Source organism: Aeromonas sp. 3P (genome assembly GCF_051919745.1).
Classification (GTDB): Bacteria; Pseudomonadota; Gammaproteobacteria; order Enterobacterales; family Aeromonadaceae; genus Aeromonas; species Aeromonas veronii.
Genome location: NZ_JBQBED010000001.1, coordinates 151,121 through 177,559, shown reverse-complemented (window position 1 = coordinate 177,559; position 26,439 = coordinate 151,121). Strand labels below are relative to the sequence as shown.

Annotated in this window: 21 protein-coding genes and 4 pseudogenes; 15 read left to right on the top strand and 10 right to left on the bottom strand. The window is 59.7% G+C overall.

The genetic code is table 11. From position 1 onward, the window contains the following. Positions 1 to 138: 138 nt before the first annotated feature. The 5 genes from ACTG19_RS00760 to ACTG19_RS00740 all read right to left on the bottom strand — a co-directional run bounded on the left by ACTG19_RS00760 (position 139) and on the right by ACTG19_RS00740 (position 4,959). Positions 139 to 918, bottom strand: a complete 780-nt coding sequence (locus ACTG19_RS00760) for an SDR family oxidoreductase (protein WP_439988581.1) — start codon at positions 916 to 918, stop codon at positions 139 to 141. Positions 919 to 970: 52 nt separating this feature from the next. After that, on the bottom strand, positions 971 to 1,891 hold the full coding sequence (mmsB, locus tag ACTG19_RS00755; RefSeq protein ID WP_439988580.1) for a 3-hydroxyisobutyrate dehydrogenase: 921 nt from the start codon (positions 1,889 to 1,891) through the stop codon (positions 971 to 973). A 51-nt stretch (positions 1,892 to 1,942) separates the two neighbouring features. After that, complete coding sequence (locus tag ACTG19_RS00750; RefSeq protein WP_439988579.1) at positions 1,943 to 3,055, bottom strand: enoyl-CoA hydratase/isomerase family protein; 1,113 nt, start codon at positions 3,053 to 3,055, stop codon at positions 1,943 to 1,945. 18 nt (positions 3,056 to 3,073) lie between these two features. Continuing rightward, the gene (locus ACTG19_RS00745) at positions 3,074 to 3,661 is read right to left on the bottom strand and encodes an enoyl-CoA hydratase-related protein (protein WP_439988578.1); all 588 of its coding nucleotides are present in this window, start codon (positions 3,659 to 3,661) and stop codon (positions 3,074 to 3,076) included. A gap of 140 nt (positions 3,662 to 3,801) precedes the next feature. Then, positions 3,802 to 4,959: an acyl-CoA dehydrogenase family protein gene (locus tag ACTG19_RS00740; protein ID WP_113739410.1), complete on the bottom strand. Its 1,158-nt coding sequence runs from the start codon at positions 4,957 to 4,959 to the stop codon at positions 3,802 to 3,804. Positions 4,960 to 5,263: 304 nt separating this feature from the next. On the opposite strand from ACTG19_RS00740, the gene ACTG19_RS00735 reads away from it, so the two are divergent. From ACTG19_RS00735 to ACTG19_RS00695, 9 genes are all read left to right on the top strand, one after another. Beyond that, the gene (locus tag ACTG19_RS00735; protein ID WP_439988577.1) at positions 5,264 to 6,406 is read left to right on the top strand and encodes an isovaleryl-CoA dehydrogenase; all 1,143 of its coding nucleotides are present in this window, start codon (positions 5,264 to 5,266) and stop codon (positions 6,404 to 6,406) included. Next, positions 6,403 to 8,004 carry a carboxyl transferase domain-containing protein gene (locus tag ACTG19_RS00730; RefSeq protein WP_439988576.1) on the top strand — a complete coding sequence of 534 codons (1,602 nt, stop codon included), beginning with the start codon at positions 6,403 to 6,405 and terminating at the stop codon, positions 8,002 to 8,004. The genes ACTG19_RS00735 and ACTG19_RS00730 overlap by 4 nt, the downstream gene beginning before the upstream one ends. 11 nt (positions 8,005 to 8,015) lie before the next feature. Continuing rightward, positions 8,016 to 8,870, top strand: coding sequence for an enoyl-CoA hydratase-related protein (locus ACTG19_RS00725; protein ID WP_439988575.1), 855 nt, complete (start codon positions 8,016 to 8,018; stop codon positions 8,868 to 8,870). Further along, a complete protein-coding gene (locus ACTG19_RS00720; RefSeq protein ID WP_439988574.1) occupies positions 8,867 to 10,837 on the top strand; it encodes an acetyl/propionyl/methylcrotonyl-CoA carboxylase subunit alpha in 1,971 nt (656 codons plus the stop codon). Before ACTG19_RS00725 ends, ACTG19_RS00720 begins: the two co-directional genes overlap by 4 nt. Beyond that, a complete protein-coding gene (locus ACTG19_RS00715; protein ID WP_439988573.1) occupies positions 10,834 to 11,802 on the top strand; it encodes a hydroxymethylglutaryl-CoA lyase in 969 nt (322 codons plus the stop codon). The genes ACTG19_RS00720 and ACTG19_RS00715 overlap by 4 nt, the downstream gene beginning before the upstream one ends. Positions 11,803 to 11,804: 2 nt before the next feature. Continuing rightward, a complete protein-coding gene (locus tag ACTG19_RS00710; protein WP_439988572.1) occupies positions 11,805 to 12,215 on the top strand; it encodes a MerR family transcriptional regulator in 411 nt (136 codons plus the stop codon). 36 nt (positions 12,216 to 12,251) lie between these two features. Next, positions 12,252 to 13,013 carry a substrate-binding periplasmic protein gene (locus ACTG19_RS00705; RefSeq protein WP_113739403.1) on the top strand — a complete coding sequence of 254 codons (762 nt, stop codon included), beginning with the start codon at positions 12,252 to 12,254 and terminating at the stop codon, positions 13,011 to 13,013. Between the two features lie 52 nt (positions 13,014 to 13,065). Further along, positions 13,066 to 16,062: a DUF748 domain-containing protein gene (locus ACTG19_RS00700; protein WP_113739402.1), complete on the top strand. Its 2,997-nt coding sequence runs from the start codon at positions 13,066 to 13,068 to the stop codon at positions 16,060 to 16,062. Between the two features lie 225 nt (positions 16,063 to 16,287). Beyond that, positions 16,288 to 16,884, top strand: a complete 597-nt coding sequence (locus ACTG19_RS00695; RefSeq protein WP_005336948.1) for an acetate uptake transporter — start codon at positions 16,288 to 16,290, stop codon at positions 16,882 to 16,884. A gap of 81 nt (positions 16,885 to 16,965) precedes the next feature. Here the strand turns inward: ACTG19_RS00695 and ACTG19_RS00690 are convergent, their stop codons facing one another. Both ACTG19_RS00690 and ACTG19_RS00685 read right to left on the bottom strand, forming a co-directional pair. Next, entirely contained in the window at positions 16,966 to 17,730 is a 765-nt protein-coding gene (locus ACTG19_RS00690) for a zinc-dependent peptidase (RefSeq protein ID WP_439989583.1), read from the bottom strand. Positions 17,731 to 17,806: 76 nt separating this feature from the next. Next, positions 17,807 to 18,244, bottom strand: coding sequence for a GNAT family N-acetyltransferase (locus ACTG19_RS00685; RefSeq protein ID WP_113739400.1), 438 nt, complete (start codon positions 18,242 to 18,244; stop codon positions 17,807 to 17,809). A gap of 348 nt (positions 18,245 to 18,592) precedes the next feature. Between ACTG19_RS00685 and ACTG19_RS00680 the strand changes: the two are divergent. The 5 genes and pseudogenes from ACTG19_RS00680 (at position 18,593) to ACTG19_RS00660 (ending at position 22,688) form a co-directional block, all read left to right on the top strand. Then, a pseudogene (locus tag ACTG19_RS00680) lies at positions 18,593 to 20,091 on the top strand (alanine/glycine:cation symporter family protein). Between the two features lie 358 nt (positions 20,092 to 20,449). Further along, a pseudogene (locus ACTG19_RS00675) lies at positions 20,450 to 21,166 on the top strand (replication endonuclease); the annotation flags it as partial. 292 nt (positions 21,167 to 21,458) lie between these two features. Beyond that, a complete protein-coding gene (locus tag ACTG19_RS00670) occupies positions 21,459 to 21,689 on the top strand; it encodes a TA system antitoxin ParD family protein (protein WP_005308760.1) in 231 nt (76 codons plus the stop codon). After that, positions 21,664 to 21,987 (top strand): type II toxin-antitoxin system RelE/ParE family toxin, encoded by a 324-nt coding sequence (locus ACTG19_RS00665; RefSeq protein WP_113739399.1) that lies wholly within the window; start codon positions 21,664 to 21,666, stop codon positions 21,985 to 21,987. Before ACTG19_RS00670 ends, ACTG19_RS00665 begins: the two co-directional genes overlap by 26 nt. Before the next feature lie 281 nt (positions 21,988 to 22,268). Next, positions 22,269 to 22,688 carry a hypothetical protein gene (locus tag ACTG19_RS00660; protein WP_113739398.1) on the top strand — a complete coding sequence of 140 codons (420 nt, stop codon included), beginning with the start codon at positions 22,269 to 22,271 and terminating at the stop codon, positions 22,686 to 22,688. A gap of 132 nt (positions 22,689 to 22,820) precedes the next feature. Here ACTG19_RS00660 and ACTG19_RS00655 read toward each other — a convergent pair whose 3' ends face one another. From ACTG19_RS00655 to ACTG19_RS00645, 3 genes and pseudogenes are all read right to left on the bottom strand, one after another. Further along, positions 22,821 to 23,072 carry an ogr/Delta-like zinc finger family protein gene (locus tag ACTG19_RS00655; protein ID WP_042067783.1) on the bottom strand — a complete coding sequence of 84 codons (252 nt, stop codon included), beginning with the start codon at positions 23,070 to 23,072 and terminating at the stop codon, positions 22,821 to 22,823. Positions 23,073 to 23,130: 58 nt separating this feature from the next. Next, positions 23,131 to 23,657, bottom strand: a pseudogene (locus tag ACTG19_RS00650) (phage portal protein); the annotation flags it as partial. Positions 23,658 to 23,675: 18 nt separating this feature from the next. After that, a complete protein-coding gene (locus ACTG19_RS00645; RefSeq protein ID WP_113739396.1) occupies positions 23,676 to 24,482 on the bottom strand; it encodes a crotonase/enoyl-CoA hydratase family protein in 807 nt (268 codons plus the stop codon). A 168-nt stretch (positions 24,483 to 24,650) separates the two neighbouring features. Between ACTG19_RS00645 and ACTG19_RS00640 the strand changes: the two are divergent. After that, positions 24,651 to 26,437 (top strand): annotated as a pseudogene (locus ACTG19_RS00640) (putative nucleotidyltransferase substrate binding domain-containing protein). Positions 26,438 to 26,439: the final 2 nt, after the last annotated feature.

The window sequence follows — 26,439 nt, the reverse complement described above, 5'->3', positions numbered from 1 at the left end:
CCCATTGATATTTCTCATTTTTCTGCCAACACAGCCTGACTCGCATGGTTCCTATGCATCGCCATTCAGGCACTCTCTGTATAAATAATCTGCATAAAAAAGCCCCGGTGGAAACACCGGGGCCCATTATGTAAATCCCTATAAACGCAAACCGCCATCCAGTTCTATCATCCTTCCCGACAGATAGTCGTTGGCAAAAATAAAGCTCACCGTCTCGGCAAGCTGCTGCGCCTCGCCAAGGGTGCCGACCGGAATGGCCTGCTGCATCCGCGCCATCGCCTCCGGCTTCATCGCCGCCGTCATGTCGGTGGCAAACACCCCGGGGGCAATCCCCATCACCCGAATGCCATGGCGCGCCAGCTCCCGCGCCCAGGTCACCACTAGCGAAGCCACTCCTGCCTTGCTGGCGGCATAGTTGCTCTGGCCGATATTGCCGGCGCGAGCAATGGAGGAGATGTTGATGATAACGCCCCCCTGCCCCCCTTGCGCCATCAGTGCCGCCCCTTCGCGACCGCAGAGGAAGGTACCTGTGAGGTTGACGTCAATCACGCTCTGCCACTGGGCCAGCGTCATCTTCTCCACCAGCTCACCCTCTTTCACCTTGATCAGCATGCCGTCGCGCAGAATGCCGGCGCAGTTGATAAGACCGTGCAGCCCCCCAAAACGCTCCTTGATGGCAGCAAAAACCGACTCAACCTCGGCTTCGCTCGCCACATTGCAGACAAACAGCTCGCACTGGCTATCTTGATCGCACTGATCATTCTGACTGCGCACCAGGGCTGCGGTCGCCTCCAGATCGGCGCGATTGATGTCGAGCAGCGCCAGCGTCGCCCCCTGTGCGCCCAGGGCCAGCGCAATGGCCCGTCCCAAGCCACGTCCGGCACCGGTAATAACGATGACCTTATCTTTGATATCCATCAATGCTCCTTGTAGCTGGTCGAGGGGAGATGCCTTGAAGAGAGGTGGCCCGTCAGGCGGGATCCTGTTTATCCAGATAGAGTTCGACGATGCTGGAGAAATCACGGCTCCCCTGCCCCTGAGCGGCATGCAGGTTGAACAGGTTACGTGCGAGCGCCCCCATGGGCACCGTACTGTGGCCATGCTCGGCCAGCGCCATGGCCAGCCCCAAATCTTTCACCATCAGGCGGGTCATAAAGCCCCCCTGATAGTTGCGGGCGGCAGGGACATTCTCCATCACCCCGGGCCAGGGGTTGTAGCGCTCCAGACTCCAGTTGTTGCCGGAGCTCTTGCCCATGATGGTGGAGAGCACGGCGGGATCCAGCCCCTCCTTCACCCCGAGGGCCAGCGCCTCGGCAGTGCCCGCCATATGGATCGCAAGCAGCATGTTGTTGCACATCTTGGCGATCTGCCCGGCGCCCAGCGTCCCGGCGTGAAACAGGTTCTGCCCCATGCAGGCGAGCAAGGGTTTTGCCGCCTCGAAATCTGCCGCGGCGCCGCCAACGATAAAGGTGAGCGTCCCGGCGGCCGCACCGGCGACACCGCCCGAGACAGGGGCATCAATAAAGCGCAAACCGCGTGCGCGGGCCGCCTCCCCGACCTGACGGGCAGAGTCGACATCGATAGTGGAGCAGTCGATCACCAGTGCACCAACCGGCAGGGCTGCCAGCAGATCCTGCCCACCTCGCTCACCGGCGCTCTCGCCCAACCAAAGATCGCGTACATGCTCCCCCGCAGGTAGCATGCTGATCACCACCTCGCAGCCAGTCACCGCCTCACGGGCATCCCCCGTGGCGATGCAGCCAGCGGCGATGGCGCGCTCAATGTTTTGGGCAACCAGATCAAACACCTGCACCCTGTGCCCGGCCCTGGCCAAATTGGCCGCCATGGGCCCCCCCATGTTGCCGAGCCCGATAAACCCTATCCTTGTCATCCCGCTTGCTCCTTGCGTTGCTGATGGCGGCGTCCGCCGGTTGCCAAGATGTTATTCCTTGCAGGCCAACGGATTGCGCCCCTGCGGCCAGCGATAGAACTCGTCCAGCCACTCCCCCTCCGGTGGCAACTGTTGCCAGCGGGGATCTTTATCCTTGTCGATCAGCAGTGCCCGCACCCCTTCCACAAAATCCCCCTTGAGCACGCAGTTGACCGAGAGGGTCAGCTCCTCGGCAAATACTTCGGTCAGGGAGTTGCGACGAGCCTGCCAATATTGGCGCCACAAAATGGCGCGGCTGATGGGGCTGCCGGTGCGGCAAAGCTGCTGCGCCTGCTGGAGTACCGTCTCCTGTTCATCGAACTGAGCCTCGAACAACCGCGCCAATACCCCATGCAACGTGCGTCCCGCCAGCAAGGCATCGATTTTCTGTTGATGGGGTAGCAGCACTGGCGCTGGCAAGCGGGCCACCACCTCACGGTGCAACCCCCTGAACAACTGATCGATCTGCTCACGGGGATCACCACTGCCAGTCCAGTCGAGCACGGCGAGGCGTGACAACAGCGCACTGCGCTCGCCACTGGCGATGGCGTGATCCGCCAACCCCACCCCAAGGGCATCTGCGCCATTAAAGCGGGCGCCAGTCAGACCGAGCCAGAGCCCGAGCCGCCCCGGCATCCGGCTTAAAAACCAGCTCGCCCCCACGTCGGGGTAGAGGCCGATGGTCACCTCCGGCATGGCAAACAGGCTTCTTTCGGTCACCACCCGAAAATCGGCTCCGGCAAACAGGCCAATGCCGCCCCCCATGCAGATACCGTCCGCCACGCAGATCAGGGGCTTGCGGTAAGAGTGGATGTGGTGGTCGAGCCGGTACTCCTGCTCGAAAAAGTCGCGGGCATATTCGAACAGTTCCGCCTCGCTCGCCTCCTGCTTGCGGTAATAGAAGGAGCGGATATCGCCACCGGCACAGAACGCCTTCTCACCCGCCCCCTGCAGCAGCACACAGACGATGGCGGGATCCTGCTCCCAACGGGTCAGCGTCTGTTGCAGGATCTGGATCATCGGAAGGCTCAATGCGTTGAGAGACGCAGGGCTGTCGAGGGTCAACACCCCGATCTGATGACCATCTTCGGTGGGATAACAGCTAACCTTGACCGGCTCACTCATAAACGGCTCCGTATGGATTTATTCTGTTGGGCCATATTGCCAGCGCGGTAAGCGTTTCTCCAGGAAGGCGGCCACCCCTTCACGCTGGTTGGCATCGCTAAAGAGATCGAGAAACAGCGACCGCTCAAGGGGCAAGGCGGCATCCCGCGGGCCACTGCGGCCCTGATTGATCAGGGTTTTGCAGGCGCGCAGGGCGCTCGGGCTCTGGCGCTCCACCAGATGGGCCATCTGGTGCGCAGCCTCCCACGCCTGACCGGTTTTCACCACCTCCTCCACCAGCCCCATCTCGTAGGCCAGCGAGGCACTCACCTTCTCACCGCAGAGGATCATCCGCTTGGCCCAGCCCGGCCCCACCAGCTCGGTCAAACGCTGGGTGCCACCGGCACAGGGAAGCAAGCCCACCGAAGCTTCCGGCAGTCCCAGCAACGCCTGCTGCTCGGCGATACGGATATCACAAGCCAGCGCCACCACATCGGGACGACTGTCGAGCTCCACCATCATCTGCAAAAAGGCCTGCAGGCTGGCGAGGGTCCAGGTGTTGGCAGGGGGATGGTCGAGGGTGATATAGGCCACGTGGCCATGATATTCGAGTCTGATCCTTGTCATAGCATTGTCCTTGTCGATGAAGCTGCCGCCATGATGACAGGCTTGAATGACACCAACCTGTGGCTGGCTCACAAAGCCGAAACCGGCATGGCATGGTGCAAATCGGGTGGCAGTAGACACCCCCTTGATGCGACCACCGGTTAGCCCAGCGTCAAACCGGGATCGGCCAGCATGCGGCGCGCGATGATGAGTCGCATCACCTCGTTGGTGCCCTCCAGAATGCGGTGTACCCGGGTATCGCGCAGATAGCGCTCGAGCGGATACTCGCGGATATAACCATAGCCGCCAAAGAGTTGCAGAGCCTCATCACAGACCCGATAACCGACGTCGGTGGCAAACCGTTTGGCCATGGCACACCAGGCACTCTTGTCGGGATCCCCGCGATCCAGCTTGTCAGCCGCCTGACGCACCAGAAGGCGAGCTGCAGCCAGCTCGGTCGCCATATCTGCCAGGCGAAACTGCACGCTCTGGAATTCGCTGATCGGGTGACCAAATTGCTGGCGCTGCTGCACATAGGTCAGCGCATCGTCCAGTGCCTGCTGGGCAGTGCCCACCGAGCAGGTGGCAATATTGATTCGCCCCCCATCAAGCGCCTGCATGGCGAACTTGAACCCTTCCCCCTCTTCGCCCAACCGATAGCAGGCAGGAATGCGAACCCCATTGAAAACAACCTCCCGGGTCGGCTGGCTATTCCAGCCCATCTTCTCTTCTGCCTTGCCGTAGCTCACGCCGGGGGCATTAGCCGGTACCATAAAGGCAGAGATCCCCTTCGCACCTTCACCACCGGTGCGCGCCATCACCACCAGCACATCGCTGCTGCCCGCTCCCGAGATAAAGACCTTGGTTCCCTCAATAAGATAATTGTCACCCTCACGCACCGCTCGGGTCTTGAGTGCCGCCGCATCGGAACCCGCACCCGGCTCGGTGAGGCAATAGGAGCCCAGCAGCTCGCCACTGGCCAGTTTGGGCACCCACTCCTTGGCAACCTCGTTGGGCAGCCAGCTGCCCAGCATCCAGCTCACCATGTTGTGAATTGTCAGATAAGCCGTGGTCGAGGTACAGCCCATGGCGAGGCGCTCGAAGATGAGACTCGAGTCAAGTCGCGGCAACCCCAATCCGCCAAACTGCTCCGGGGTATAGAGACCGCAAAACCCGAGCTCGGCCGCCTGCTTGATGGTCGGGATCGGAAACTCATGCTCCTTGTCCCAGCGCGCGGCATGGGGTTTGAGCGCCTCATCGGCAAAGGCGGCGGCCGCCTCTACATACGCCTGTTGATCATCGTTCAGGGTAAAATCCATCTCGTCGTTCGCTCCCTTGTTACCCCGCGCTTATTTTCCTGAGTTAGTGCTTTATGACGCGGCGCCCACACACTGGTCATTCGGATCTGCCACTATGGCGCTGTTGTCGTGGTAGCAGATGACGATCTCACTACCACCTCTCTATCGACACACAACAGATTAACAATTGATTTACGTTTACGCTAACGTAAACTTGTGGCAGAAGTGAAGTACAAAATGGACCGACCACTGCCAGCCGTAACGCCGAGTCAGCCGGTCGAATCAACCTTCCTACCCGACTGTCATATCCGCAAGGAGAGCATGGATGCAGATGGATGAGACCCTGAATGCCCTGACCGAACAGGTTGCGGCCTTCTGCCAGAAAGTGATCGCCCCGCGCGCCAACGAGATCGATCAGAGCAACGCCTTTCCCCGTGATCTCTGGCCCCGGATGGGTGAACTGGGGCTGCACGGCATCACGGTGGCGGAGGAGTATGACGGGGTGAATCTCGGCTATCTGGCCCACGTGCTGGTGATGGAACAGGTAAGCCGCGCCAGCGCCTCGGTCGGCCTCTCCTATGGCGCCCACTCCAATCTCTGCATCAACCAGATCCACCGCCACGGCACACCGGAGCAAAAAGCGCGCTACCTGCCCCCGCTGGTGAGCGGCGAGCATGTGGGGGCGCTGGCCATGAGCGAACCGGGAGCCGGGTCCGATGTGGTCAGCATGCGCCTCACCGCGGAGAGCGAGGGCGATCACTTCGTGCTGAACGGCAACAAGATGTGGATCACCAACGGCCCGGATGCCGACACCTTCGTCATCTATGCCAAGACAGATACCAGTGCGGGCCCCAAAGGAATTTCTGCCTTTATCGTTGAAGCCGGCACTCCCGGTTTTTCTACCGCCCAGAAGCTCGACAAGCTGGGGATGCGCGGCTCCAGCACCTGCGAGCTGGTGTTCGACAACTGCCGGGTACCGCAGGAAAACCTGCTGGGCACCCTGCACGGCGGGGTCAAGGTGCTGATGAGCGGGCTCGATTACGAGCGGGTGGTGCTGGCTGCCGGCCCCCTTGGCATCATGCAGGCCTGCATGGATGTAGTGCTGCCCTATGTGCGTGAGCGCAAGCAGTTTGGTCAAGCCATCGGCGAGTTCCAGCTGGTGCAGGGCAAGCTCGCCGACATGTATACCCGCCTCGCCAGCAGCCGGGCGCTGGTCTATTCGGTGGCAAGCGCCTGCGATCAGGGTCGCACCAGCCGCAAGGATTGCGCTGCCGCCATCCTGTTTGCCGCCGAAAATGCCACCCAGATGGCGCTCGACGCTATCCAGCTGCTCGGCGGCAACGGCTACATCAACGAATACCCTACCGGCCGCCTGCTGCGGGACGCCAAGCTCTACGAGATAGGCGCCGGCACTTCGGAGATCCGCCGCTGGCTCATCGGTCGCGAGCTGATGGGAGAAAATGCATGAGTCGTATCCACTCCCACCTCGACACGGCGAGCCCGGAATATGCGGCCAATCGAGCCGCCATGCAGGGGCTGGTCGATGATCTCCATGCCCGCATTGCCGAGATCGCTCAAGGAGGCGGCGCGGCCAACAACGCCCGCCATCAGGCCCGTGGCAAGCTGCTGCCCCGCGAGCGCATCAATCAGCTGCTGGACCCGGGCTCCCCGTTTCTCGAACTGTCGGCGCTGGCTGGCTGGCAGGTCTATGACGAGCCGGTGCCCGCCGCCGGCATCATCACCGGCATCGGCCGGGTTTCGGGCCGGCTCTGCATGCTGGTGGTGAACGACGCCACCGTGAAAGGCGGCACCTACTACCCGCTCACGGTGAAAAAACACCTGCGCGCCCAGGCCATCGCCGAGCGGCTGCGCCTCCCCTGCCTCTATCTGGTGGATTCCGGCGGCGCCTTCTTGCCGATGCAGGATGAGGTGTTCCCCGACCGGGATCACTTTGGCCGCATCTTCTACAACCAGGCCCGCATGTCGGCCCAAAACATTCCGCAGCTGGCGGTGGTGATGGGGCTCTGCACCGCAGGCGGCGCCTATGTGCCCGCCATGGCGGACGAGTCGATCATGGTCAGGGAACAGGCCACCATCTTTCTGGCGGGCCCGCCGCTGGTCAAGGCTGCCACCGGCGAGGAGATCAGCGCCGAGGCCCTGGGCGGCGCCGAAGTGCACTGCGCCCACTCCGGCGTTGCTGATCATATGGCCCGTGACGATGCCCACGCGCTGGCCATCGCCCGCACGCTGGTTACTCATCTGGGTAACGAGCCGATAGAGAGCAGCCCTGGCTACGAGCCACCCTGCTACTCCATAGAGGAGCTCTACGGTCTGGTGGGCACCAGTCTCAAACGCCCTTACGACGCCCGCGAACTGATTGCACGACTGGTGGATAGCTCTGACTTTGAAGAATTCAAGGCGCTGTTCGGCTCCACTCTGGTGACCGGCTTTGCCCGTATTTGCGGCATGGAAGTGGGGATCCTCGCCAACAACGGCGTGCTGCACAGCGACAGCGCCCAGAAGGGGGCCCACTTTATCCAGCTCTGTAACCGGCGTGCCATCCCGCTGCTCTTTTTGCAGAACATCACCGGTTTTATGGTGGGGAGTAGCGCAGAAAAGGAGGGGATCGCCAAGCACGGCGCCAAACTGGTCACCGCAGTGGCCTGCAGCCGGGTGCCCAAGATCACCCTGATCGTCGGCGGCAGCTTTGGTGCCGGCAACTACGGCATGTGCGGCCGCGCCTATGAACCCGATTTTCTCTTTAGCTGGCCCAACAGCCGCATCTCCGTCATGGGGGGCGAGCAGGCGGCCGGGGTGCTGGTGCAGGTGCGCAGGGACAAGCTGGCTGCCGAGGGCAAGAGCCTGAGCGAGCAGGAGGCGGCCGCCATCCGTGCCCCGGTGATCGAGCAGTATGAGCGGCAGGGTCACCCCTACTACGCCAGCGCTCGCCTGTGGGATGATGGCGTCATCGACCCGGCCCAGAGCCGCACCGTGCTGGCACTGGCACTGGCCGCCTGTCAGGGTGCCCGCATTGCACCCGAGCAGTACGGCATCTTCCGGATGTAAGGAGCAAGCATATGTCCGATCCACTCACTTCCCCTGCACTCAGCTCTTCAGCCCAGAACACGTTTCGGCTGGAGCGGCACGGCCCACTGGCCGAGCTGGTGCTGTCGCGCCCGGCCCGCCACAACGCCTTTGATGCCGACCTGATGCTGGGGCTGCTCGACTGCCTCGATGATCTGGCCCATCTCCATGGTCATGATCTCGCCGAACGTCCTCACGCCCTGCTGCTGCGGGCCGAGGGCAAGCACTTCTGCGCGGGCGCCGATCTCAATTGGATGCGTAATCTGGCCCACGCCGATTTCGAGCACAATCGCGAAGACGCCCGGGTACTGGCCCGGCTGATGCAGACCCTCGACGAGCTCCCCTTCCCCACGGTAGCTCTGGTGCAGGGGGCCGCCTATGGCGGGGCGCTCGGCCTTATCTGCGCCTGCGATCTGGTGCTGGCCAGCGATGATGCGCGCTTCTGCCTCTCCGAGGTGAGCCTGGGTCTGGTGCCTGCGGTGATCAGCCCCTACGTGGTGCGCACCATGGGAATGCGTCAGGCGCGCCGCTACATGCTCAGTGCCGAGCCGTTCGATGCCATCACCGCCTGTCGGCTCAATGTGGCACATCAACTCTGCAAGCCGGATCAACTGCTGGCGGAGGGACGGGCGCAGGCCCTTCGTCTGTGCCGCAACGGGCCGGAGGCGATGAAAGAGACCAAACGGCTGCTGGCGGCGATAGAGACCCATCCTTCCCGCCTGCACGAAGAGAGAACCGTCGAGACCATTGCCCGGGTTCGGGTGGGGCTCGAAGCCCAGGAGGGAATGCAGGCCTTCTTCGACAAACGTCCTCCCGCCTGGCGTCCCCGTTTCAAGGATGAGACATGACCCATCACACTCAGATTAAACGCCTGCTAATTGCCAATCGCGGCGAAATCGCCGTGCGCATCATCAAAACGGCGAAACGCCTCGGCATTCACACCATCGCGATCTACTCAGATGCCGACGCCCATGCCATGCACACCCGTCTAGCCGATGAGGCCTGGCATCTGGGGCCCGCACCGGCCAGAGAGAGCTATCTGGACACCAGCAAGGTGCTGAAGATTGCCAAAGAGGCGCGCGCCGATGCCATCCATCCCGGTTACGGCTTTCTGTCGGAAAACAGCGATTTTGCCACCGCCTGCGAACAGCGCGGCCTGCGCTTTGTCGGCCCAAGCGGCGCCGCCATTCTCGCCATGGGCGACAAATCGGGCGCCAAGGCGCTGATGCAGTCCGCCGGCGTACCTGTACTGCCTGGCTATCACGGCACGGATCAGCGGCCGGACTTCTTGCGCGATCAGGCGAGCCAGATTGGCTTCCCGCTACTTATCAAGGCGGCCAGCGGCGGCGGTGGCAAGGGAATGCGCCGGGTCGATCAGCTGGCCGACTTTGACGAGTCGCTGGCGGCAGTCAAACGGGAAGCCAAGGCCGCCTTTGGCGACGATCTGGTGCTGCTGGAGCGCTATCTGCCCCAGGCTCGCCATGTGGAAGTACAGGTCTTTGCCGATAGCCTCGGCAACGCCATCTATCTGGGGGACAGGGACTGCTCCTTGCAGCGACGCCATCAGAAGGTGATCGAAGAGGCGCCCGCCCCCGACATCCCTCCGGCTCTGCGCCGCGCCATGGGGGAGGCAGCCGTGGCCGCAGCCAAAGCCATCCACTATCAGGGGGCGGGCACTATCGAGTTTCTGCTCTGCAAGGATGAGTTCTTCTTTATGGAGATGAACACCCGGCTGCAGGTGGAGCATCCGGTCACCGAAGCGGTGACCGGGCAGGATCTGGTGGCCTGGCAGCTGGCCGTAGCCGAGGGCAAGCCACTGCCACTCACCCAGGATGAGGTGGTGCTGCGCGGCCATGCGGTGGAGGCGCGCCTCTACGCTGAGGATGTGGCGGCCGGTTTTCTGCCTGCCAGCGGGCCTATCCACTGGCTCCACTGGCCCGTTGGCGTGCGCATCGACACCGGCGTTACCGTTGGCGATGAGGTGAGCCCCTATTACGATCCCATGATCGCCAAGCTGATCGCCCACGGCCAGAGCCGCACCGAGGCGTTCGCCAAACTGGCCGATGCGCTGGCGGCGCTGGATCTCGGCCCGCTGGTGCACAACGGCGCGCTCTTGCTGCGCCTTTGTGAAGAGCCTGACGTCCTGGCCATGGGCCACCATACCCAGTGGCCCATACCCACCACAGCACGGCCCATTCCTGAGCTCGCCTGGCCGCTGGCCGCCCTCTGGCTGGCGAGCCGCCCTGCGGGCACCTCCCCCTGGCAGCAAGCCTGCGGATTTCGGTTGGGACCGGATCGCAGCTGGACAGCGGCGGTGCGCATCGGTGATGAGCACCGGGTATTGACCCTTAACGATCATGGCGGCCAGTTTGAGTGGCAAGAGGAGACTCATTGCTACCAGAGAGGTGACGATCATATCCGGCTACAACAAGGTGGCTGCTGGCAACAGATCCCCATTCAGACGGTCGCAGGCTCGGAGGCAGCCTTCATCATGACCCTGGGGGGCCAGCGCATCCGTTTCGCAACCGATGATCAGCAGTGCAGTCACCATCATGATCAGGCGAATGAGCAGGCGCAGGGTGCCATTGCCCCCATGCACGGCATCGTGGTGGCCGTGCTGGTCGAACAGGGACAAGCGGTCAACAAGGGGCAACCCCTGCTGGTGCTGGAGGCGATGAAGATGGAACACCAACTGCGTGCAGAGCAGGACGGGGTAATTGAAGCCCTGCAGTGCAAACAGGGCGAACAGGTAAGCCAGGGGGCCGTGCTGGTGCGCTTTGCCGAAGAGATAGCTTCACAGGAGGATCACCCATGAACCGATCACAGGACGTCCGTGACGACAGAGTCAGTCTGGTGGAGATGGGGCCGCGCGATGGCCTGCAAAATGAAGCTGCGCCCCTCTCCCTGGTACAACGGCTGGAGTTGATCCAGCGACTGGCCGACAGCGGCCTGCAACGCATCGAAGTGGGTGCCTTTGTCTCTGCCAAAAAAGTGCCGCAGATGGCGGACTCCGCAGCGCTGTTCGAGGCACTGCCGCGCAAGGGCTCAACCCGTTACGGCGCTCTGGTGCCCAATCTGCAAGGCTTGCAGGCAGCCATTGCCGCCCGCGCCGATGAGATTGGCCTCTTCACCGCCTGCTCCGACGGTTTTACCCGCGCCAATATCGGCATCAGCGTGGAGGAATCGCTGGTGCGCTTCGCCCCGCTGGTTCAGGAGGCGCGCCGCCTCGGCATCAAGGTGCGTGGCTACCTCTCCACCGTCATCGCCTGCCCGTTCGATGGCCCGACCCGCCCGAAACGAGTCGCTGCGATGGCCGAGCAACTGCTGGATCTCGGTTGCCACGAAATTTCGCTGGGGGACACCATAGGCGTCGGCACTCCGGGCACCGTGGCCCCCATGCTGGATGCGGTGCTGCACGAGATCCCGGCGGGACGGCTCGCGGTCCATTTTCACGACACCTACGGTCAGGGCTTGGCCAACCTGCTACCCGCGCTGGAGCGTGGTATTCGCACCATCGACTGCTCGGTGGCGGGGCTTGGCGGCTGCCCCTATGCGCCGGGCGCCTCCGGCAATGTGGCGTCAGAAGAGGTGGTCTACCTGCTGCACGGCCTTGGCATGACGACGGGAGTGGATCTCGACAAACTGGCGGCCACCGGCCAGTGGGTCAGCGAGCAGCTCGGCCGCGCCAACGGCTCGCGGGTCGGTCAGGCCTTGCACGCCAATGCCGAACGGCTGCGTGCCCGCCTCTGCCAGCCACACGCCCAGCAACAGGAGTCATGATCATGTCCCGTTCCCTGCCCGGCAAGGAGATCACCTACAGCATTTCGGAGCTGGCCCACGAGTTCGATGTCACGCCGCGCACCATCCGCTACTACGAGGATGAGGGGCTGCTCACCCCGCTACGGGAGGGGCAAACCCGCATCTACAGCCATCGGGACAAGATCCGGCTCAAGTTGACCCTGCGCGGCAAACGGCTGGGGTTTAGCCTGGCCGAGATCCGCGAGCTGTTCGATATGTACGACACCGACAAATCGAGCAAAACCCAGCTCCACTCCATGATCCAGCTGATCGAGGCAAAACGCGGCGCCCTGCGCCAGCAACTGGAGGATATCCATATGGTGATGGCCGAGCTGGAAGCCGCCGAACAACGCTGTGTTAATTCCCTTAACAGCTTGAAAACTGGCGCAGATTAACCGAATCTGGGAGCAAGCTATTGCCTTGGGGATCCCATGAGATATTGGTGCTGGTTTTTGCTCTTGTTCAGCCTCTCTGGCTGGAGCCATCCCCTCATCAAGGTTGGTGGATACCCCTATGCCCCCTTTGTGATCAAACTCCCCGATTCCCGCTATGAAGGACTGACTCTGGAGCTTATCGACCAGCTCAATGCCGTACAGAAAGAGGTGACCTTCGTCTTTGTCCCCACCTCGGCCGCCAACCGTTACAAGGCGCTCGATCTGGGCCGTTTCTCGCTGATGCTGTTTGAAGACACCAAGTGGGGCTGGGACACCGATAAATTCAAGATGACAACCCCCTTCCTCGGTGGTGGCGAGGTCTATGTGGCCCTGAACAAAGCGGGCCGGGATCAGCGCTTTTTTGACGATCCTGCCAGCCATCACCTCATCGGGGTGACCGGCTATCACTACGGCGTCGGCCAGTTCAATGCCGATCCTCTCTACCTGCAGCGCAAGCTCAATATCACCCTGGTCAAAGACAACGTCAGCGCCCTGCAAGCGCTACTCAAAGGGCGCGGCGAGGTAGCCATTCTCAACGTTTCGTACCTTAATCAGTATCTGCTGGCCAATCCCGACACAGCCGACCAGCTGCTGATCTCGCAAAAATGGGATCAACAGTATCAACACCGCGCCATCCTTCACCCTGAGGCCCCCATTACCCCTGCCCAGCTGGAACAATGGCTGGCAACTCTGCAACAAAAGGGTGAACTGGATCGCCTTTGGACAAAGTACGGCGTACAACAGCACGCAACCCCATGATTACTATCCAGCTTTTCTGTACCATGGCGGGAACCAAATGGGAGTGCACCAAATGAACACCACCGAGCCCGCGTCCCCCAAGCTCCGCTTGCTGCGCTACCTTGCCTACGCTTTTCTGCTGCTTCTTATCCTGATCACCCTGCTGCTGTGGCAAACCCCCCGTCTGGTCCAGCGCTATCTGCCCGGCTGGCTGGCCGAGCACTACGGCCTGCAACTGACGCTGGGGGAGATTGACGTAGGGCTGCGCAACCCTTCTCTCACCCTCGGCGCGACTGCCCTGCTCGATGCCAAACAGCAGCCTATCATCCGTTTTGAGCAGCTCTTTATCACCCCAAACCTGCAAGCCAGCTGGCAGCAGAAAGGGGTCGTGCTTTCCGCAGTCACCCTGACCAACCCCGTGGTGCAGCTGCAACGGCTGACAGACAAAAAAGGGGAGGTTCGACTCAATCTGACCGATGCGCTGGCGACCCTGCTCGCCCCCTCCCCCGAGCCCGAAACAGCCAGCGCCCCGCTGCTGGTCGATATTGCAAGTGTCAATGTCACTGACGGCCATGTGCGCTATCAGGATCAGCGCAAGGAGAGCGAACCCGGCTGGTTGCCGCCCCTCAATCTGGAAAAAGTGACCCTCAAGCTCGATAACCTGCGCACCGAAGTAAATCACCCGACCGCCTATCAGCTGAGCGCCGCCATCAACGGCAAAAGCAGCCTCGCCGCTCATGGCAAACTCGATGTGATGAGCGGCATGGGTCAGGGTAAGGTGAGCCTCAAGCAGGTCGAGCTGAAACCCTTCGCCCCGCTCTGGGCACCCTATCTCAAGCTGGATCTGGCCAAGGGCCACGCCAATGCAGAGGTGCAGTACCAGCTTAAAGAGGGCAAGCAAGGGGTGCTTTGGCAATTGTCCAAAGGCAAGCTGACGCTGGACAACTGGCAGCTTAAAAAACACAAGGGCGACGAATTTGCCCGCTTCGGCCAGTTGGCCCTTAGCGATCTGGCTGTCGATGGCCAGAAACATTCGCTTCAGATCGGCAAGGTGACCCTGCAACAGCCCCTGCTCAAGGCCACCCTCAACCCACAGCAGGAGCTGGATCTGGCTGAATTGCTGATTGAACAGGCCCCCGCCAAGCCCGTCAAAGGGGCCCACGCCGCAAACGAGGTGGCCAACAATGCGGCGCCCAAGTCGGCACAACAAGCAAAAACAGCCGATAACGGCAAGAAACACGGGGCAGACAAACCCTGGCAGTGGCAGATCAAGCAGATCCTTATCGACAAGGGCGATCTCACTCTCACCGAATCGAGCAGCGGCAAACCGCAGGCACGCCAGCTCTCCGGCCTCAAGCTGGCGTTGGGGCCACTGGGCAGCAAGGGGGAGCAACCGAGCAAACTGACTCTGGCCACCCAGTTCAACCAGAGCAGCCCCCTCGCCTTTGATGGCCAACTGACCCTGACTCCTTTCACCTTAAGCGGCGACATCAACCAGCAGGGGCTGCCCCTGACGCTGGCACAGCCCTATCTGGCCGATCTGGTACGCATCAAGGTGCAAAACGGGCTGCTGAGCAGCAAGACCCGCCTTGATCTCGCCACCACCGCCCAGGGAGATCTCAGCAAGCTGACCCTGCAAGGGGGGCTCGATATCAACGGACTCAAAGTAGTCGATCGGGCAGACAATCAGCGGCTGCTGGAGTTCAACACCCTGGCTCTCACCGGTCTGACGTACGACGGCATCAGCCAGCAGATGCGGATCAAGGACATTGCTCTGAACAAGCCCTTCGCTCGCATCGAGATCAACGAAGATGGCACCACCAACCTGCAACAGCTGCTGTTACCGCAGCCGGCGGCAACCAAAAGTACTCACGCGACGGCAGGCAGCAAGGCTCCTGACTTTCGTTTCACCATCGATCAGCTGCGCACCGAGCAGGGCAACCTGCGCTTTGCCGACCGCAGCCTGAGTCAGGATTTTGTGGCCGATATCGCCTCGCTGGGCGGCCAGAGCCGCCATATCAGCAATATTCCGGGGCAACGCTCCGATCTCGCCTTCAATGGCAAGGTGGATCGCTATGCGCCAGTGACCATTCGCGGCGGTACCAACCTGCTGGTCGCCAACCCGATCCTCGACATCGCGGTCGCTTTCCACAATCTGGAGCTCACCACCTTTACCCCCTATTCGGGCACCTATGCCGGTTATGCCATCGACAAGGGGCAGCTCTCCATGAAGCTGCACTACAAGCTGGAGGGCAACCGGCTGGAGGGGGATAACGACATCACCATCAAGAAGCTGCAACTGGGCGAGAAGATCAAGAGCGATCAGGCCAAGGATCTGCCACTGGGGCTGGCCATCGCCCTGCTAAGCGATGCCAACGGGGTGATACAGATGAACCTCAAGGTGAAGGGGGATCTCGATCAACCGGACTTCAGCATCGGCAATATCTTCTGGGATGTGCTGGGCAACACACTGAGCAAGGCGATCACCTCCCCCTTCTCGCTGCTCGCCTCGCTGGCCGATGGCACCGAAGATCTCGACGAACTTCCCTTCCTGCCGGGGGATCCCGATCTCACCCCCACCCAGCAGGAGAAACTGGTCAAACTGGCGCAGGCCCTCAAGGATAGACCCAAGCTCAGCATGAACATTCGCGGCAAGGTCAACTTCAACGAGGAGCGCCCTATCCTGCAACGGCAAAAGCTGGAACGGGTACTGGCCAAGCTCACCGGCAATCAAGCGGATCTCGACCTGCTGGAACAGGACCCCGCCCTGCAAGAGGCGCTGGCCCAGGCCTATGAAGAGCGCTTTGGCGAAGATCTGGAAGATCTGGCCGATCGCCTCCATCTGGATGAAGAGAGCGCGGCACTGCGGGCCCAGGCGGTGATCCTGCTGCGGGATCAGCAGCTCATCACCGCCAAATCCCTGCGCAATCTCGCCATGCGCCGGGCGCAAAATACCAAGGAGTTTCTGGTCGACAGCCAGGGGATCGCCCCGGAGCGGCTGTTCGTGCTCGACAGCCAGGTCAAAGAAGAAGACAAGGAAGCCAAAGTGATCCTGACACTGGATCAGTAAGGCCGCCGCACTTCGTAAAAAGCGTAATAAAAATACAACCCCTCAACTATTTTGACACCTTTTGCTCACCAAACAGCCTGTCTTGGTGAGCATTTGGCCTCTGATGCAAATAATCACGTAGTTTTTTTACGATTTATCCCCCTTGCCCCCTTGCGGGCACGCCGCAGCCTGCCTAAAATCGCGCGTCTTTTGTTAACCCCCACCTCTATTTTTGGAGAACGCCACGTGAGCGAAAAATTGGCCAACCCTGCCCCTCTGGGTCTGATGGGTTTCGGTATGACCACCATCCTGCTGAACATCCATAACGCAGGTTTCTTCCCCATCAGCGCCATGATCCTGGCCATGGGCCTGTGCTACGGCGGCATCGCCCAGATCATCGCTGGCATCATGGAGTACAAGCGTGGCAACACCTTTGGTGTGACCGCATTCACCTCCTACGGCCTGTTCTGGCTGAGCTTGGTGTTTCTGCTGATCATGCCGACCATGGGTCTGGCCGAAGCCACTCCGCACGCCTACATGGGTTGGTATCTGCTGATGTGGGGCATGTTCACCCTGTTCATGCTGGTTGGCACCATCAACTACCCGCGCGCCAAGCAGTTCGTGTTCGCCTCCCTGACCGTGCTGTTCTTCCTGCTGGCCGCCCGTGACTTCACCGGCAGCACCCTGATCGGCACCATCGCCGGTTTCGAAGGCATCATCTGTGGCGCCAGCGCCATCTACCTGGCCATGGCCACCGTGATCAACGAGCAGTTCGGCCGCACCGTGATGCCGATCGGCGATCACAAGAAAGCCGCCGCCGTACAGCTGAAAGCCGCAGCCTGATAGGCAAGCCACTCAGATTGTGAAAAAGGCACCCTCGGGTGCCTTTTTGCTATCTCGAATAAACGTTCAACAGATCAGTTATCAGATAAGTGACTCGGAGTCCGCCTCCCCCGCCAGCAAGCGGGTCGCGGGGAAACGCAGTGCGGGATCCTGGCTAAAGAACTGGCTCATTTGCCGGTATACGTCGGGATAGACCTGCTGCAGCCGGAGCGGATCGGTAAAGAAACACTCGCAGCTGACGGCGAAAAACTCCGCGGGATGTTCGGCCGCATAGGGATCGATGGCGGTTACCTCGTCCCGGTCGAGCTGCTGGCAGAGCGCATCGAAGGCAGCCTGAAAGGCCTGCTGCCACAACTGGCTGCTCATCGGCCCCGGCAATGGGGGCGTGCCATCCGCCTCACCGCCCAGCATATCGAGCTTGTGGGCCAGCTCGTGGATCACCAGATTAAAGCCGTCCCAGTCGCCATCTTGCTGCAGTTCGCTCCAGGCCAGCACCAGCGGCCCTTGCGGCCATGATTCACCGGCGTTCTCCTCTTCAAACTCGCTCACCAGCCCGAACTCATCCTGTACCTCCTGGCGCCGGGTCACGGGCTCGGGAATAATGATGATTTCGTGAAAGCCGCGATACCAGTCAAGGCCGAGGTGCAAGATGGGCAACGCAGCCTGCAGCGCCAGCACCGCCTGTTGGCGGGGGCTGAGCTCGACCCCGATCAGGGTCAGGGTCTTGCGCTTGAGCAGCTGTTGCCCCAAGCCGATAAGCGTCGTCTGCTCGGTGTCGCTGAGCCCTTGCAAGATGGGCACAGCCGCCAGCGCCTGACGCCACAGTGCCAACTCATCCTCACTCATGGACGTTTGCGGGCGACCACCCAGCCATTTGAACCATCCCAGCACGCCTACTCCTTCTTTTGATGCAAACAACAGGTCACAACAGTTTAACGAACCGTTTCGGCCGCTCCTGATAATCCTGCGCCAGATAGAAACGGTGGGCCGCCTCGCGCTTGAGACTGCTGGAAAGCTCCAGCTGGGCGCAACCTGCGGCCCGCGCCATCGCTTCTGCTCCTTTGAGCAAGGCTGCGCCCACTCCCGCCCCTCTTGCCCCTTCATCGACAACCAGCGCCGAGATCAGGCCCCAAGCTGGTGCAACATGCAGGGGTGCCAGCTTGTGCCACACCAGCACGCCGACCACCTTGTCGGCCAGGGATGCGAGCAGCACAACGCTCGCGGGATCCGGCGCCAACAGGCGCTCCGTCACGTCAGCGCCTTCGGCAGGATACCCCAATTGGGTGAACAGGTGGGCGATTGCGCTCCCGTCGTCGGCCTCAGGGGGACGGATCGTCAACGTCTCAGGGTCATTTTTCATTGTTGGCCTTATGTTTGCTTTCCATAGTGTTACGCCCGTCACATTGTCCGGCGCAGATCAACAAGGAGGATCTCATCTTTACTCATAGAAAACGCTGCCTGCCATTATCCCCCCACCCTTGTCAATTCACAAATTTGCAACAAGGCAACATTTTTCGCTGGGAAGCACCGATACAACTCGATATGTTACAAGCCATGCATGGCGCGTGTTTGCGCTCTGCTTAACCCCTCAACCTCGCGCTCATTTGTTAACTGGATTGTTAACAAACAGGGCCGAAAACAGTGACAGAGAGCGAGGCCAAGATCTCGCCAAGACAGCGCCACAAACACAACAAAGGAGTTGTTGTACATGAATGAAATCGTCAATGCCATCAATGGTGTAATCTGGAGCCCTGCGCTCATCTACCTGTGTCTGGGGGTCGGTCTTTACTTCTCCCTGCGCACCCGTTTTTTGCAACTGCGTCATATCAAAGAGATGGTGCGCCTGATGTTTGATGGCAAGAGCACCGATGCCGGTGTCTCCTCCTTCCAGGCGCTGGCCATGACCCTGGCCGGTCGTGTGGGTACCGGTAACATCGCCGGTGTGGCCACCGCCATCACCTTCGGTGGCCCGGGCGCCCTGTTCTGGATGTGGATGGTCGCCTTCCTCGGCGCCAGCTCAGCCTTCGTGGAGTCCACTCTGGGTCAGGTTTACAAAGAGAAGATCAACGGTGAATACCGCGGCGGCCCGGCCTTCTACATCGAGAAAGGGCTTGGCATGAAGTGGTACGCCTGGACCTTCGCCATCGCGACCGTCTTCGCCTGCGGCGTACTGCTGCCGGGCGTGCAGGCCAACTCCATCGGCTCCAGCCTGCAGACCGCCTTTAATATCGATCCGAACGTCACCGCCGCCGGTTTGGCGCTGCTGCTCGGCTTTATTATCTTCGGCGGCGTCAAGCGTATCGCCAGCTTCGCCAGTACCGTGGTGCCCTTTATGGCGCTGGGCTACATCATCGTGGCTTGCGTCATCATCGCCCTCAATATCGGTCAACTGCCGGGCGTGATCCTGCTGATCTGGAAGAGTGCCTTCGGTCTGGATGCCGGTTTCGGTGCCATTCTGGGTCTGGCCATCATGTGGGGGGTAAAACGCGGGGTCTACTCCAACGAAGCGGGTCAGGGTACCGGACCGCACGCCTCCTCTGCTGCGGCAGTGAGCCACCCGGCCAAGCAGGGTCTGGTGCAGGCGTTCTCCGTCTATATCGACACCCTGTTCGTCTGCTCCGCCACCGGCTTTATGTTGCTGATCACCGGCCTCTATAACGTACAAGGGCCGGACGGCGCGCCATCTACACGGGTATTGCCGGTATCGCAGCAGGCCCGGGCTATGTGCAGACCGCCATGGAGAGCATGATGCCGGGCTTTGGCAGCATTTTCGTGGCCATCGCGCTGTTCTTCTTCGCGTTCACCACCATCGTTGCCTACTACTACATCGCCGAAACCAACATCGCCTACATCAACCGCAAGATAAATCGCCCCTGGCTCACCTTCTTGCTGAAGATTGCGCTGATGGCTGCCACCGTCTACGGCACCGTCAAGACTGCAGATCTGGCGTGGGGCATGGGTGATATCGGGGTTGGCCTGATGGCATGGCTCAACATCATCGCCATTCTGCTGCTGCAAAAAACCGCCTTCACCTGTCTGAAGGATTATGAAGCGCAGCAGGCACAAGGGATTGACCCCGTATTCCACCCGGAGAAGCTCGGCATCAAGAACGCCGATTACTGGGTGGGCAAGCGCTCCGAAGAGAACCTGGAACTGGAGAAATCAGGCCATCAGTTCGAGCCGGATCAGGATCGCAAGACCTCCTGAACCAGAACGACATAAGACATCAATAAAAATGGCAGCCTCGGCTGCCATTTTTATTTATTTAATTTCAAAAACTTACATTAAAACCAAGGAGTTAAGCGCCGCGCAAGGGGACACTTTGGGACGTGAAAAGACACCAAAATTGGCAAAATGTGGACACTTTTTTCGGCCCATTCTCGAGGCAGATCAAGCTGGTTTAAGATGATTTTCCAGCGGGTTAAAGCGGACCGCATCATTAAGATAATCCGGTGCAAAGTGGGCATAAGTTATCATCTGATGAAATATCAAGGAGCCGCGCCAGGGCCGCTCTCAAGCGGTGGAACGCCCCCGTTTATGGATTTCGCGTGTGCGAGGCTCACCCTTTGCCGCAGATAACGGCATCTTTCGCTGCTACCTGCATGCCATGGGCGGCGCACTGGCCACCCGTGCCGAACACCCCATCAAGCTGGCCCACCTCATTGAGGAGCAAGCCAACAGCTATGGCGAAGACATCAAGCGCCTGATGGGCCTGACCTCTGCCCGCCTGGGCATCAAGACCCGCCTGCAAGGATGGGAAATTGTGCCTGCCGGTACCCATGAAGCCAGGAAAGCCGCCGAGGCTGCAGCGAGAGGGGTTGGGGTTAAGACGGGCGACAGCCCGGCACCTTGGAGCTCTGACAATAACTGTACGCTACCGGCTCCTGATACCTTCGCAGACCAGATCATGAGGGAACAATGGGGGTTATCGCCCTTCTCCATCGACCGATTACGGTCAGGTGCCAGCGTAAGGGAGGATGGTTTCACACTGTGGCTGGAGAATGGACAGGTACAGTCGTGCCGATCGTTACCAAACGAACCAGATTGGATAGCATATGGCCAACCACCAACCGAACTGGACCAGCCGGATGAGTTCGCGGTACCGGAAGACGATCCGGACTGGCCGATGCTGGTTGAGCTGTGCGGCAAGGTCTACCAGGCACAAGGTCACGCTGGGGCGCACCGCTGGATCGAGATGCTGCCCGAGCCCTATCAGTCCGAGATGTGGAGAGTACTGGAAGGGTTGGACATGCTGCACCTGAAGAGCTGCCAAGCAGTATAGTCAAAGGTAATGCCGTCAGGTTGTAACCAAGCATAGCTACTCATCCCCCTAGGAAAGCACATCAAAACGCGACAATTTGTTGCAAAGAGAAAACCTTGAGGTATACTAACTGCGAGTCAATCGAAATACTTAAATACTTAAATACTTAAATACTTAAATACTTAAATACTTAAATACTTAAATACTTAAATACTTAAATACTTAAATACTTAAATACTTAAATACTTAAATACTTAAATACTCAAATACTCAAATACTCAAATACTTAAATACTTAAATCTAGGACATAAAAATGGCTCAAACAGTACGCTTAGACGATGATTTCATCGCCGACGTGAAGATTCACGCGTCTGCAGCACATCGTTCTTTGCCAAAGCAGATTGAGTATTGGTCCAAGATCGGCCGCATGGTTGAAGACAACCCGGACCTTCCTTTCAGCTTCATCAAAGACGTAATGCTTGCTGCGGAGCAAGTCAAAGAAGGGCAAGTAACCCGCTATGTCAGAAGAACAAAACGAGATTGAGGTTTTTGAGTCAAGCAAGTTTACCAAACAACTCAAAAAACTTTCTGATGATGAGTTAAAAGCAGTGGAAGACGAGATCGAACGGGTCATTGACGACCCCGAGATAGGGGAGCAGAAGAAAGGGGACTTGTCATACCTCCGAGTGCACAAATTTAAGCTCAATGGGCAGTTGGTACTACTAGGCTACTCTTGGAAAGAAGCAGAGCTGCAGCTCTATCTGCTGAGCATTGGCCCTCATGAAAACTTCTACGACTCGCTGAAAGAACGTCGCAAGGCCGATCTGAAACTGATAGGCTGACTAAAAGTGGGTCCTCATGGGCCCATTTTTTTACAGCGAACCCACACGCCCCCACTATTGATATGCCATGATTTATTTTTCAAATTAATCAATAACATATGCTGGTAAAAACGAAAGGTGAACCTTAATACATACGACAAACTGCGTGAGGTCGCAGCCAGAACTGACAACGCCCAGAAAGTCTGAGATGTCACAGGAAGAGGCCCCCTATTGATTCTGCTTACAGAACACCTGCTGACGCCGTATCTATTTGTAAGAAAAACTTTATTCAGGTAATTACTATGCTTCTGAATTGTATTCGTGATGAGTGGCGCTCAATCTGCGGGTTAACTTTGATTTTTCTCATCACTGCTGTATCGCTCTATACAGACCTTGCCTTCCCTAACGACAAGTATTGGTTCCAGCGCTCAGGTGCTTTGATAACTATCGCAAGCGTTTGGTTTCAATATCAAAAAATTGCCAACTCATGGGCACAAGCGTTTGAAAATGAAATCAACAATATTCCAACAAAAACAAGCTCAGAGTCTGGACAAGGCATCAGCATGCGCGCCATGGCCCAAGAAGGTTGGGATTCACGAGATTTCATCAAACGCATACACAATATGATTACGGCAAAAAGCAAAAAGGATGTCATCTCTCTCTTGTTAGTTGTAGCCGGCACTCTCATATGGGCTTACGGGGACCTTCCATTTAGGATCTAGCTTATGCAGCCTACCAAAACTAACATTCACTTCTCTGTGTAGAATCGGTACTCGGTCTGCGGTGTTGTGCTGCTGGATGGGATGACTAGACCACTACAAATCGACTCACAAAGTGGACAGGTAATGGGGGGGCTATTGCGCCCCTAGTCCTTTCAACACCAACTGCCGTCCCTCGGGCGTCAGCGAGCCCATCAAGCTGAGCACCAGCTGGTTGGTGGTCTTTGCTGACGGGCTTAGGGTGTGGGCGAACGACAGGGTAGCCACCCAGCTGTGGCCACACTCAGCATCGGTGCACTGGCAATAGAGATCTGAGACATCATCGCTCAGTCGGTTGGTCTTGGTAATACGGCCCCGCTGGCCACACACTTTGCAATAAACCCGCATTACGCCCCCTTTTCTATCCAAATCAACAGCCTATCTTGCCACAGCAAACACTGTTTGTTTATACAGTTGAACCGATATTCTCCCGAAAATCGACCCGCAGGGAGACGGAAGTCCCGCACTGTTGATGGCATCCTGGATAAGCTCACACAGCGGTAGCACCTCGTTGCGGGCATAGGTGGCATCGTATTTCTCGGGATCCCCAAGCCCTCCCCCGCCATTGGTCGGAATGATGCCGGCCAGCGCCGCTGGAAAGCGGTGGGATGTCAGCACATCCTGGGCGGTGATCCCCTTGATGGCTGCGAACTCGTCTTTGGTGGCGATATCGCCCACTGGTATCAGCTTGATGCCATCGGGCTTGCCGTCCGGGATGTTGACGAACATGGAGCGGAAATTCCCCACCCCCTTGCTGCTCGCAATCATCTCCTTCATCTCCTCTTCGGTGTCGTCGTCCATGTTCGGGTCGGTGGCGTAGAAGATGAAGCCCATGTGGGCGCCGTTGAGGAAGTATTTGCGCCGAAACAGGGTGGCATCCTGGTTAAGCAGAGCCGACTGCAGGCCGCCCAGGTAATCGGGCATACCGTAGATCGCTCGTGCAGCTCGCAGTCAGAGCGGATTGCGGCGCGGCCCGAAGGGCAGCCGCCAGCGAAACAGGCTGTTAAGGGTGGCCCGCCACTGATTGGGTCGCCCCAGGATCTGCTTTTGCAGGCGGGTCTCCTCTTTGAGCATCGCCTCGTCACTGCGGGCCCAGGCCTGGCTGTAGAGCTGCTTGATCCCCGCTAGTGCATCCGGCGATTTGGTGATGAGGGTGCGGGCAAACTCCCGCGCCTCCACCAGCGGATCGGCGCAGACCCGGCTCACCATCCCGAGGGATTTCGCCTCGACGGCATCAAGCTCACGCCCGCTCATGGCCAGCTCCATGGCAGTATCCAGCCCCATCAGGTTGCGCATGGTGACACTGCCACTCATGTCGGGAATGATGCCCCACTTGATCTCCATCACCGAGAAGCGGCAATCGGGGGTGCTGAAGCGAAAATCGGCCCCGAGCGCAATCTGCAAGCCACCGCCAAAACAGACTCCCTGGGTCACCGCAATCACCGGCACCGGCAGCTGGTGCCAACCATAGGCAACCCGCTGGGCCAGATTGGTGGCCTCATCCGCTTCACGCTTGAGAATATCGAGCGCCGCCACCGGCTGTCTCAGCATGGATTTCACATCCAGCCCGGCGCAGAAGGCCCGCCCCTCGCCGTGCAGGATCACCGCCCGCAGCCCCTTGTGCCGGGTGAGCTGCGTCAGCGTCTCGTCGATGGCGCTGAACATGGCGCGGTCCAGCGCATTGAGTTTGTCCCCCCGCGTCAGCATCACTTCGGCAATCCCGTCGTGGATCTCGCACTTGATCCTTGGTTTTTCCATCTCCCTTATCCTCTCCTTGATACCTGAAACTGACTCACTGGTCATACCACCACGTTATCAGAGTGTTATCATCCGGTACAGCTGAGACTAAAGTCGGCTGGTCGCCTCCCCCTCCCTTTGTCACACTGGGAGCTGCATGAGTGCCGCAAGCCAGCAGAGGACGCTGTCATGTCAACCCTGTTCAATTTTGCCAGACCACCGTTCGACCGACTGGATGAGGAGGCGCGCGAGCGGCTCTCCCGTCACCTCTCGCTCTGCTATTTTCGGGCCGGGGATCTGCTGCTCCAGGAGGGGGACGAGCCTCCCGGCCTCTATCTCATCATCAAGGGGGCGGTGGAAGAGTCGGCCCCTCACCACCAGTTTGGTGATTACGGGGTCGATGATCTGTTCGATGTGCGCGCCCAGTTTGACGGCCGCTGCCGCCACCGCTTCACCGCGCTGGAAGATAGCCTCTGCCAGCTCATCCCTCGCCACACCTTTCTGGCGCTCTGTGAGCAGGATCCGCAGTTTGCCAGCTACTTCACCGCCAATCTGGCCGAGCGCCAGCGCCAGCAGGAGCAGCGCGAACAACTGGGTCAGAAGAATCTGGCTGAATTTATCCTGACCCGAATCGAACCCGGCCACCTGCAGGCACCGCTTATCGTCGACAGCAAGCTGTCACTGCTGGCAGCCACCGAAGCCATGGTGAGCAAGGGGACCGATTGCCTGCTCTACCCGGCCCACGACGGCTCCCTCACGCTGGCAACCCGCAAGACCTTGCTCCATGCCCTGACCCTCAAGGGATTGCCGCTGACAGCCCCCCTCTCGGTGCTGACCCCCACGCCCCTGATTGGTCTGCCGCTGGAGAGCTATCTGTTTGATGCCCTGCTGCTGATGACCCGCCATCGCATCAAGCGACTGGTGGTGTGGCGCGGCAATGAGGTGGCGGGGATCCTGCAACTGACTCAGGTGCTGGGGCTCTTCTCTACCCACTCCCACGTGCTGACGTTGCGTATCGCCCGCGCCGACAGCCTGCCGGCGCTGGAGGCGGTCGCCCGCGAGCAGCAGCAATTGACCCGATCCCTGTTTGCCCAGGGGATCCACACCGCCTTTTTGATGAAGCTCATCGCCACCATCAACGAACAGCTGATCGCCAAAGCCTTTGCGCTGGTGATCCCCCCGAGGTGCAGGATAACGTCTGCTTGTTGATGCTGGGCTCGGAGGGGCGCGGCGAGCAGATCCTCAAAACCGATCAGGACAACGCCCTGATCCTGCCAGAGGGGCTGGCATGGCCCACCCAGGCAGCCGATCTGGCCGAATTCAGCGCCCTGCTGGAGCGGCTCGGCTACCCCCTCTGCCCCGGGCAGGTGATGGTGAACAATCCGGCCTGGGTGAAAACAGGCAGCGAGTGGCAAAGCGCCATTGCTAGCGCCTGTACCACGGCAAAGGAGGATGAGCTGCTCTGGCTCGCCACCCTGGCCGATGCTCACCCCATAGCAGGGGACCGTCAGCTCCATCTGCCGGTTGCCAGAGCGCTGCGCGAGCAGTTGGCGGACAGGCGGGATCTGCTGGCGGAGATGGTGCGACCGGCGGTGGCCTTCCATGCCCCGCTCACCCTGTTTGGCCGGCTGGAGCAGCCACCGGAAGGGCTGGATCTGAAACGGGGTGGCCTGTTCCCGCTGGTGCACGGCATCCGCATGCTGGCCCTTGAGGCAGGCATTCTGGAGACTTCAACCTTGGGGCGTATCGATGCGCTGGTGGCCGCCGATCGGCTCAGTGCCGACTATGGCAGCAATCTGGCGGAGGCGTTCCGGCTCTTTATCCGGCTTAGGCTGCGCAGCCAGCTCAAGGGGGGCAATAGTCGGGTGCAGACAAGCGAGCTCAGCCACAGCGAGCGGGATCTGCTGCGTCAGGCGCTGCATCAGGTGAAGAAGTTCCAGCAGTGGCTCACCTTGCACTTTCGTCTGAGACAATAGCC